Source organism: Streptomyces sp. NPDC054849, assembly GCF_053610945.1.
The window spans coordinates 1-7,992 of sequence record NZ_JBSGZI010000172.1; the positions used below are offsets into that span (position 1 = coordinate 1).

The 7,992-nt window shown below is 73.3% G+C and carries 8 protein-coding genes; 6 read left to right on the forward strand and 2 right to left on the reverse strand.

Annotated elements, in window-relative coordinates; all coding sequences use genetic code 11:
- Positions 1-284: 284 nt before the first annotated feature.
- Positions 285-656, reverse strand: coding sequence for a hypothetical protein (locus ACWGIF_RS37275; protein ID WP_453504227.1), 372 nt, complete (start codon positions 654-656; stop codon positions 285-287).
- Between the two features lie 261 nt (positions 657-917).
- On the opposite strand from ACWGIF_RS37275, the gene ACWGIF_RS37280 reads away from it, so the two are divergent.
- Both ACWGIF_RS37280 and ACWGIF_RS37285 read left to right on the forward strand, forming a co-directional pair.
- Positions 918-2,051 (forward strand): hypothetical protein, encoded by a 1,134-nt coding sequence (locus ACWGIF_RS37280; RefSeq protein ID WP_453504229.1) that lies wholly within the window; start codon positions 918-920, stop codon positions 2,049-2,051.
- A 15-nt stretch (positions 2,052-2,066) separates the two neighbouring features.
- The gene (locus tag ACWGIF_RS37285; protein ID WP_453504231.1) at positions 2,067-3,158 is read left to right on the forward strand and encodes a phosphotransferase family protein; all 1,092 of its coding nucleotides are present in this window, start codon (positions 2,067-2,069) and stop codon (positions 3,156-3,158) included.
- Between the two features lie 23 nt (positions 3,159-3,181).
- Here the strand turns inward: ACWGIF_RS37285 and ACWGIF_RS37290 are convergent, their stop codons facing one another.
- The gene (locus ACWGIF_RS37290; RefSeq protein ID WP_453504233.1) at positions 3,182-3,658 is read right to left on the reverse strand and encodes a hypothetical protein; all 477 of its coding nucleotides are present in this window, start codon (positions 3,656-3,658) and stop codon (positions 3,182-3,184) included.
- Between the two features lie 217 nt (positions 3,659-3,875).
- Here ACWGIF_RS37290 and ACWGIF_RS37295 point away from each other — a divergent pair, with 217 nt between their 5' ends.
- The 4 genes from ACWGIF_RS37295 to fxsA all read left to right on the forward strand — a co-directional run bounded on the left by ACWGIF_RS37295 (position 3,876) and on the right by fxsA (position 7,880).
- A complete protein-coding gene (locus ACWGIF_RS37295; RefSeq protein WP_030011705.1) occupies positions 3,876-4,316 on the forward strand; it encodes an Lrp/AsnC family transcriptional regulator in 441 nt (146 codons plus the stop codon).
- Between the two features lie 156 nt (positions 4,317-4,472).
- Positions 4,473-6,092: an amidohydrolase gene (locus ACWGIF_RS37300; RefSeq protein ID WP_453504234.1), complete on the forward strand. Its 1,620-nt coding sequence runs from the start codon at positions 4,473-4,475 to the stop codon at positions 6,090-6,092.
- Positions 6,093-6,398: 306 nt separating this feature from the next.
- On the forward strand, positions 6,399-7,208 hold the full coding sequence (locus ACWGIF_RS37305; RefSeq protein ID WP_453504236.1) for a polyprenol monophosphomannose synthase: 810 nt from the start codon (positions 6,399-6,401) through the stop codon (positions 7,206-7,208).
- Positions 7,209-7,295: 87 nt separating this feature from the next.
- Positions 7,296-7,880 (forward strand): FxsA family membrane protein, encoded by a 585-nt coding sequence (gene fxsA, locus ACWGIF_RS37310; protein ID WP_453504238.1) that lies wholly within the window; start codon positions 7,296-7,298, stop codon positions 7,878-7,880.
- Positions 7,881-7,992 lie beyond the last annotated feature (112 nt).

The window sequence follows — 7,992 nt, forward strand, 5'->3', positions numbered from 1 at the left end:
CCGTCCCGCCACGGACATACGAAGACCGACGGGAACCCCCCAAAGGAACGGGCCGGCCATTCCTGATCCACAACGGCCCGATCAGCGACCCCCGGGCCTGGCTCCGCAGGGGACGATCCCCCGGCGGGCCCGTCCAGCGCGCCGCCCGGGCCGGGGGCGCAACAGATCGCCACGCGGTCCGCATGTCTCGGCGTCCGTCCGGCGGTGGGGGATGGGGGGCTGGTCAGGGGCGCGTACGGGAACCGGTGGCTGACGACCCGAGGTTGCGCCTGTTGACGAGGCTCCTAGGGTCGCCGGCGCGCCTGGTGCCGGTGGACGCGCTCCAGGCGCCGCTGGTTGCGCGGGGCGGCGTCGATGCCGAGCTCGGCCCGCCGCTGCAGCCGGTACGCGACCATCTCACCGAGGGGCGTGTCCGGAGACTTCCGCCACTGACCGGTCCTGCGGCGGGCGAACTGCACCTCCGAGTCGTCCACCGCCCCGCCGAACGCCCTGAGTCGCTCCAGCGCCAGCTGCTCGCCGCGGCGCAGCGCATGATGCCGGGCCCGCCTCGAGCGCGGGATGTTCTTCCGCGAGCTCTTCTGGTTCTCGCCGTAGCCGTTCCGGCGGTCCTTCAGATAACTCAGCTGCTTCTTCTCCTGAGGTGACCTCCGCCGCATGCCCGCCATGCTCGCCGACGGAAGGCAGGTCCCGCACCCCGTTTTGACCAGCGCTCGTCCATATGACCCGGCGCTGTAGCCGTGCCCGCCGCCCTCGAAGCCCCTTGCGCGCCGTCGTCCGGCCGCCAGAAGCGGGCCGGCACCCGGCGTGTCGTGCCGGTGTGTCAGAGCGTGCCGGAAGTCTGGCCGCGGGCGCCGTTTCTGACGTACCGTCATATTCGCCTGAGCTGCCCCCCCATGCCGCCCTCCAGGAGGTTCGCCATGCCCGCCGACCGGCCCGTTGCGCTCGACGAGTACCCCATCCATCAGGCCCCCTTGTCGATGAAGCACCTCGTCAGTGGTGACCGCAACGCCTACGACCGCTGCATCTTCCACGTGTTCGATCACGCCGGTCGCGCCGTCCTGATCCTGGGCCTCGGCGTCTACCCCAACGCCGGGGTCATCGACGCCTACGCCACCCTCCGCATCGGCGACGAACTCCTCGCCGTCCGGGCCTCCGACGCCCTCACCGACGACCGGATGAACCTCTCGGTGGGCCCCCTGTCCATCACCGTCGACGTCCCGCTCAAGCAGCTCACGCTGCGCTGCGCCCCCGATCCGGCCGACCCGCACGGGCTCTCGTACGACGTCACCTGGACCGCCGGGTTCCCCGCCGTGTGGGAACCCCACCACATCCAGCGGCGCGGCGACCGCCTCATGCTGGAGGGCCGCCGCTTCGTCCAGGCCGGCGACGTCACCGGAACCGTCCGTGCCAAGGGCGAGGAGTTCACCCTCACGCCGGGGGAGTGGACCGGTACCCGCGACCGGAGCTGGGGCGTGCGTCCCATCCCCGGGGAGGAGGGGGGCCGCGCCGCCGAGGAGTACCGCCCCGAGGGCTTCCACTGGCTCTGGATCCCCGTCCGCTTCGAGGACCGCTTCGTCATGGTGATCTCCCAGGAGGACGCCGACGGCCACCGGACCCTGAACGAAGCCGTACAGGTCTTCCCCGAGGACAGCGGACGCCACGACGTCCAGCTCGGCTGGCCGCACACCGAGATCCGATACCGCCCCGGCAGCCGGCACCCCCGGAGCGCCGTCGTCCACCTCACCGACCCTGCTCGCAAGCCCCTCGAACTGGGCGTGGAGATCCTGAACTCCTCCCCGCTGGCCGTCGGCGCCGGCTACCCGCCCGCCGCCGACTGGCAGCACGGCACCTGGCAGGGCCGCGGCTGGACCGACCGCCGCGTCTACGACCTCTCCGACCCCGCCGCCCATCCGATGGCAGCCTTCGGGGTCACCGACCACTCGGCCCGCTTCACCCTCGACGGGCAGGTGGGCCACGGCATCTTCGAACACGGCAGTTTCGGCCGCCACGACCCGAGCGGCTTCACCGACTACTCCTCCGTCGCCCAGTAGGGAAGGGGCTCACGCATGGCCACTGCACCACGTCCGCGCACCTCCACCCGAGAGCCCGAAGAGCTCGGCCGGCGCCTCACCGCCTGGCTGGACACCAGACTCCCCGGCGCGAAGGTCGCCGACGTCTCCGTCCCCGGGTCCAACGGGATGTCCAGCGAGACCCTGCTCTTCGACATAGAGCACCCCGACACCCCGCTGCGCGCCTGCGCGCTGCGGCTCGCCGCCGACCCGGCCGCCTACACCGTCTTCCCGACGTACGACATGCCGCGCCAGCATCGCGTGATGAGTCTGGTCGCCGAGCACACGGACCTGCCCGTCCCGCGCGTGCAGTGGCTGGAGGAGGATCCGGGGCCGCTGGGGGCGCCGTTCTTCGTGATGGCCCGCGCCGAGGGCCGGGTCCCGCCCGACGTCATGCCGTACACCTACGAGGGCAACTGGCTGCACGCCGCGACCGACGCCGAGCGCGCCGAACTCCAGGAGGGGAGCATCTCCCTGCTGGCCCGCCTGCACGACCAGTTCCCGGCCAAGGAGGCCGAGTTCCTCCTCCCCGACGGCGAGGGCACTCCGCTGCGCCGGCACGTGGACGCCCAACGCGCCTACTACGCCTGGGTGGTGGGCGGTCTCGCCCCGTCCCCGCTCATCGAGCGGGCCTTCGCCCGCCTCGAGGAGCTGTGGCCGGCGGACGAGGGCCCCGCGGTGCTCAACTGGGGCGACGCCCGCATCGGCAACGTCGTCTACGACGGCTTCACGCCGGTGGCCGTCCTGGACTGGGAGATGGCGGCGTACGCCCCCCGCGAGGTGGATCTCGGCTGGACCGTCTACCTCCACCGGTTCTTCCAGGACCTCACCGTCGGCTTCGGCCAGCCCGGCCTGCCGGACTTCCTGCGCCGCGAGGATCTGGAGCGCCGGTACGCCGAACTGACCGGCCACACACCGCGGGACATGGAGTTCCACACCCTCTACGCCGCCCTGCGGCACGGGATCGTGATGCTGCGCATCGCCTACCGGCAGGCCCACTTCGGCGAGGTCGAGATCCCGGCCGATCCCGACGGCCTGATCCTGCACCATGCCGGCCTGGCCGCCATGGTGCAGGGAACGTACTGGTAGGGGAGGAGGGAAGCCGGCGGCCGTCAGGCCGCCTGCACGTGCTGCTGCCGCGTCTGCGCCTGCTGCGGCAGCACGGGGCTCACCACCCGGACCGGACGCGAGCCCGGACCGCCGACGTGCGAGAAGGGCTGCGTCCGCCAGTCCAGGCCCTGGGGCAGGGCCGACAGGACGACGGATTCGGGCTCCTGGGCCTCCACCGGCTGGATCATGCCGACGGTGGGCAGCGCGTCGGTGGCGGGCCGCCCGGTGCCCGCGCACACGGTGAGCCCGAAGGGGTTCCACGGGGTCAGGCAGAGCGCGTGCTGCGGCAGGTACTCCTCGTCCGCGACGAGAGCGATCGACTGGCCGCAGTCGGGGCAGATCGCGTGGTGGATCTCGAATCCCTCGGCGTCGTCGAGGTATTCGCCGTATTCGGCGTCCGCCGGGTACGCGCCGTCCCCGGCGTCGAGCGGTTCCAGTGGCTCCGGTTCGGTGCGACCGGCACGCTTGGTGTTCAGCATGGATGTACTCCCCCTTGGGTGGGCCGGGCGGGCAGGTTCTGCGGCCTCGGCCACAGCAAGCACTTCCCGTCGCGCGGCACGAGTAACCACAACAGACCGGCCTCCACCTGCATACCCCTGTGGCCTTGGTCACATGCCTGGCGCAGATGCCTCCAGTGGGCGGACAGCGCTGGGCCTGGAGGGCCGTTGGGCCTTAAGTTGTGCGGCTATGAGCGCAATGGAGGAGCTGGACCGCCAGATCGTGGATCTGCTCGTGCGGGACGGGCGGATGAGCTACACGGATCTGGGCAAGGCCACGGGACTGTCCACATCGGCAGTCCATCAGCGAGTACGCCGACTGGAACAGCGCGGGGTGATCCGCGGCTATGCGGCCGTGGTCGACCCGGAGGCCGTCGGGCTGCCGCTGACCGCGTTCATCTCGGTCAAGCCCTTCGACCCGAGCGCCCCGGACGACATCGCCGACCGGCTGGCCGGCGTGCCCGAGATCGAGGCCTGCCACAGCGTGGCGGGCGACGAGAACTACATCCTGAAGGTGCGCGTCGCCACCCCCCTGGAGCTGGAAGACCTCCTGGGCCGCCTGCGCGCCCTCGCCCACGTCTCGACGCGAACGACGGTGGTCCTCTCCACCCCCTACGAAGCCCGTCCGCCGCGCGTCTGAGGCCGCACGCGCCCGCCGCGCGCTCCGGCCTCCGGGGCATGGCCGGCTTGGGCGCGCCGTGCCGGGCCCGCCCGCCGCGCCCCGGGGAAGGCCGCCCGCGGGCCCGCCCCGTACCCGCGTCCACCCGAGCCCTGCGAACGCGCGAAACTTGTCCCCATGACCGAGCGCGCGACACCCGCCCCCACTGATCCCACCCGCACCGTCCTCCTCCGCGGGGGCGAGGTCCACAGCCCCGCCGACCCCTTCGCCACCGCGATGGTCGTCGAGCGCGGCCACATCGCCTGGGTCGGTTCCGAAGGCGCGGCCGACGCCTTCGCGCAGGGCGTGGACGAGGTCGTCGACCTCGGCGGCGCGCTCGTCACGCCCGCGTTCACGGACGCCCACGTCCACACCACCTCCGCGGGCCTGGCCCTGACCGGGCTGGACCTCACCGGCGCGCGCTCCCTGTCCGCCGCGCTGGACCTCGTACGCGCCTACGCCGCGAGCCGGCCCGCCGACCGGGTACTCCTCGGGCACGGCTGGGACGCCGCCCGCTGGCCCGAGCGCCGCGCGCCGCGCCGCGCCGAGCTCGACGAGGCAGCCGGGGGCCGCCCGCTCTACCTCAGCCGCATCGACGTGCACTCGGCCGTGGTCACCACGGCCCTGCTCGACCTCGTCCCCGGAGTGCGCCCCGAGGGCGACCGGCCACTGACCGCCGACGACCACCACGCCGTGCGGCGGGCCGCACTGGCCGCGGTCACGCCCGCGCAGCGCGCCGAGGCCCAGCGGGCCGCCCTCGACCGGGCCGCCTCCCTGGGCATCGGCTCCGTGCACGAGTGCGGCGGGCCCGACATCTCCTCCGCCGAGGACTTCACCGGCCTGCTCGCCCTGGCCGCCGAGCGGCCCGGACCGCGCGTCTTCGGGTACTGGGCGGACCGGGACCTCGCAACGGCCAGGGAGCTGGGGGCCGTCGGGGCCGCCGGCGACCTCTTCGTCGACGGCGCCCTCGGCTCGCACACCGCATGCCTGCACGCCCCGTACGCCGACGCCTCGCACACCGGCACCGGCTACCTCGACGTGCACGCCGTCACGGAACACGTGGCCGCCTGCACCGAGGAGGGCCTCCAGGCCGGCTTCCACGCCATCGGCGACGCCGCGATCACCGCCGTGGTGGAGGGCGTCCGGGCGGCCGCCGAGAAGGTCGGCCTGGCCCGGGTCCGCGCCGCCCGTCACCGGGTCGAGCACGCCGAGATGATGACACCCGCCACCATCGCCGCCTTCGCGGAGCTGGGGCTCACCGCCTCCGTGCAGCCCGCCTTCGACGCGGCCTGGGGCGGCGAGGACGGCATGTACGCCGACCGCCTCGGGGCGGAGCGCGCCCGCACCCTGAACCCGTACGCGGCCCTGCTCAAGGCCGGTGTCCCGCTGGCCTTCGGCTCGGACGCGCCGGTCACCCCGCTCGACCCCTGGGGCACCGTCCGGGCGGCCGCCTTCCACCGGACCCCCGAGCACCGCATCTCCGTACGGGCCGCCTTCACCGCCCACACCCGGGGCGGCTGGCGGGCGCTGGGCCGCGACGGCGCGGGGATCCTGGTCCCCGGCGCCCCCGCCGACTACGCGGTCTGGGAGACCGGCGAACTGGTCGTCCAGGCCCCCGACGACCGGGTCGCCCGCTGGTCCACGGACCCCCGCTCGGGCACCCCCGGACTGCCCGATCTGACCCCCGGATCCGAGCTGCCGGTGTGCCTCGCCACCGTCGTCGGCGGGCGGGAGGTATTCGTACGCCCACAGGGGTGATCCGGTCGGCCTCGGTTCGGTACGGGCGGTCGGACCCGGATAGGTTCGGCCGGGTCCACCACAGGATGTCGTGCCGGACGGATCCGTCTGCTCAGCGCACCCGCGCCTCGGGGGCGAGGGAAGGTTTCGCCGGGCGGCGGGTGGCCCCGGGTCGGGGCTCGGCGGTCCAGTAGACAACGGTCAGGGCGGCCCGCAGCCAGCGGGCGTCCTACCGGCCCGAAGGACCACGGGCCCCGATCACTGTTCTACAGTCATTCCCTGCGACCAGGCGTACAGGACGTGCGAGACCACAAAAAAGGGGACCCAGTGAGCGACGGCGGACAGCGGACCTACGGGCCGCTCGGTACAGCCTTGGTGATCATTCCGACCTACAACGAGTCGGAGAACATCGGGCTGATCGTCGGCCGCGTCCGCGCGGCGGTGCCCGAGGCCCACATCCTCGTCGCGGACGACAACAGCCCCGACGGCACCGGCAAGCTCGCCGACGAGCTCGCGGCCGGCGACGACCACGTGCACGTCCTGCACCGCAAGGGCAAGGAGGGGCTCGGCGCCGCCTATCTGGCGGGCTTCGTCTGGGCCCTGGAGGCCGGCTACGGCGTGATCGTCGAGATGGACGCGGACGGCTCCCACCAGCCGGAGGAACTGCCCCGCCTGCTCACCGCGCTGGCCGGCGCCGACCTGGTCCTCGGTTCCCGCTGGGTGCCGGGCGGCCGCGTCGTCAACTGGCCCAAGAGCCGCATGTTCCTCTCGCGCGGCGGTTCGACGTACTCCCGGCTGATGCTGGACGTCCCGATCCGCGACGTGACGGGCGGCTACAGGGCCTTCCGCCGCGAGACCCTGGAGGGCCTGGGCCTGGACGACGTCGCCTCCGCGGGCTACTGCTTCCAGGTCGACCTGGCCCGCAGGGCCGTGCAGAAGGGCTTCCGCGTGGTGGAGGTGCCCATCACGTTCGTCGAGCGTGAGTTCGGCGACAGCAAGATGAGCAAGGACATCGTGGTGGAGGCCCTGTGGCGGGTCACCCAGTGGGGCATCAAGGCCCAGGCGGCCAAGCTGCTGGGCCGGCAGGGCGGCAAGGGCGGCGGTCGTCACGACGGCGGGCACGACGGCAGGGCCTGACGGACGACGGGCAAGACGCCCCCTAGGGGGCCGTCCCGTACCTCCGGCTGAGGACACTTTTACGCGGCCCCAGGCACACTGGTGGGTATGACGACCGGCGTTCCCACCTCGACGGCCCCACGGCGGCGCTCGCCCGCCCGAACCTTCCTCCCCCTGGCGGTCGCCGCCTGGCTGATCCTGGAGATCTGGCTGCTCACGATGGTCGCGAACGCGGCCGGCGTGCTGGCCGTGGCCGCGCTGCTCGCGGGCGGGATGGTCCTGGGCGCGGTGGTCATCAAGCGTGCGGGGCGGCGTGCCTTCAGGAATCTGTCGGACACCTTCCAGCAGGCCCAGCAGGGGAGGCAGCCCACCCCGCAGCAGCCCGGCCAGGGCAACGGTCTCACCATGCTGGCGGGTCTGCTCCTGATGATGCCGGGACTGATCTCCGACGTGGCGGGCCTCTTCCTCCTGCTTCCGCCCGTGAGGACCTGGATCGGCCGCCGGGCGGCCCGTTCGCTGGAGCGGAAGATGGCCTCGGCCCCCGTCGGCAGCTTCGGCGACGCCTTCCAGCAGGCCCGCATCCACCACCCCGACGGCAAGGTGGTCCAGGGCGAGGTCATCCGCGATGCGGACCGGCCCGGGGGACAGGACGGCCCGGACACGGCGTCGCACCGCCCGCCGCTGACCCCGTAGCCCGTCCAGCCGGCCCCCGGCGTCTGACCCCCGGCCGCTCGGCGGCCCGGTCGGAGCACGCTCACCGGCAGCAGCGGAGAAAGCCGAGGGGCCCCGCCACACTGGGTGTGGC

Excerpts from the sequence above, each read along its gene's own strand:
- ACWGIF_RS37295 (WP_030011705.1), top strand. The coding sequence starts at position 3,876 with ATGGAGGAGCTGGACCGCCAGATCGTGGATCTGCTCGTGCGGGACGGG.
- ACWGIF_RS37280 (WP_453504229.1), top strand. The coding sequence starts at position 918 with ATGCCCGCCGACCGGCCCGTTGCGCTCGACGAGTACCCCATCCATCAG.
- ACWGIF_RS37290 (WP_453504233.1), bottom strand. The coding sequence starts at position 3,658 with ATGCTGAACACCAAGCGTGCCGGTCGCACCGAACCGGAGCCACTGGAA.
- ACWGIF_RS37300 (WP_453504234.1), top strand. The coding sequence starts at position 4,473 with ATGACCGAGCGCGCGACACCCGCCCCCACTGATCCCACCCGCACCGTC.
- fxsA (WP_453504238.1), top strand. The coding sequence starts at position 7,296 with ATGACGACCGGCGTTCCCACCTCGACGGCCCCACGGCGGCGCTCGCCC.
- ACWGIF_RS37285 (WP_453504231.1), top strand. The coding sequence starts at position 2,067 with ATGGCCACTGCACCACGTCCGCGCACCTCCACCCGAGAGCCCGAAGAG.
- ACWGIF_RS37275 (WP_453504227.1), bottom strand. The coding sequence starts at position 656 with ATGCGGCGGAGGTCACCTCAGGAGAAGAAGCAGCTGAGTTATCTGAAG.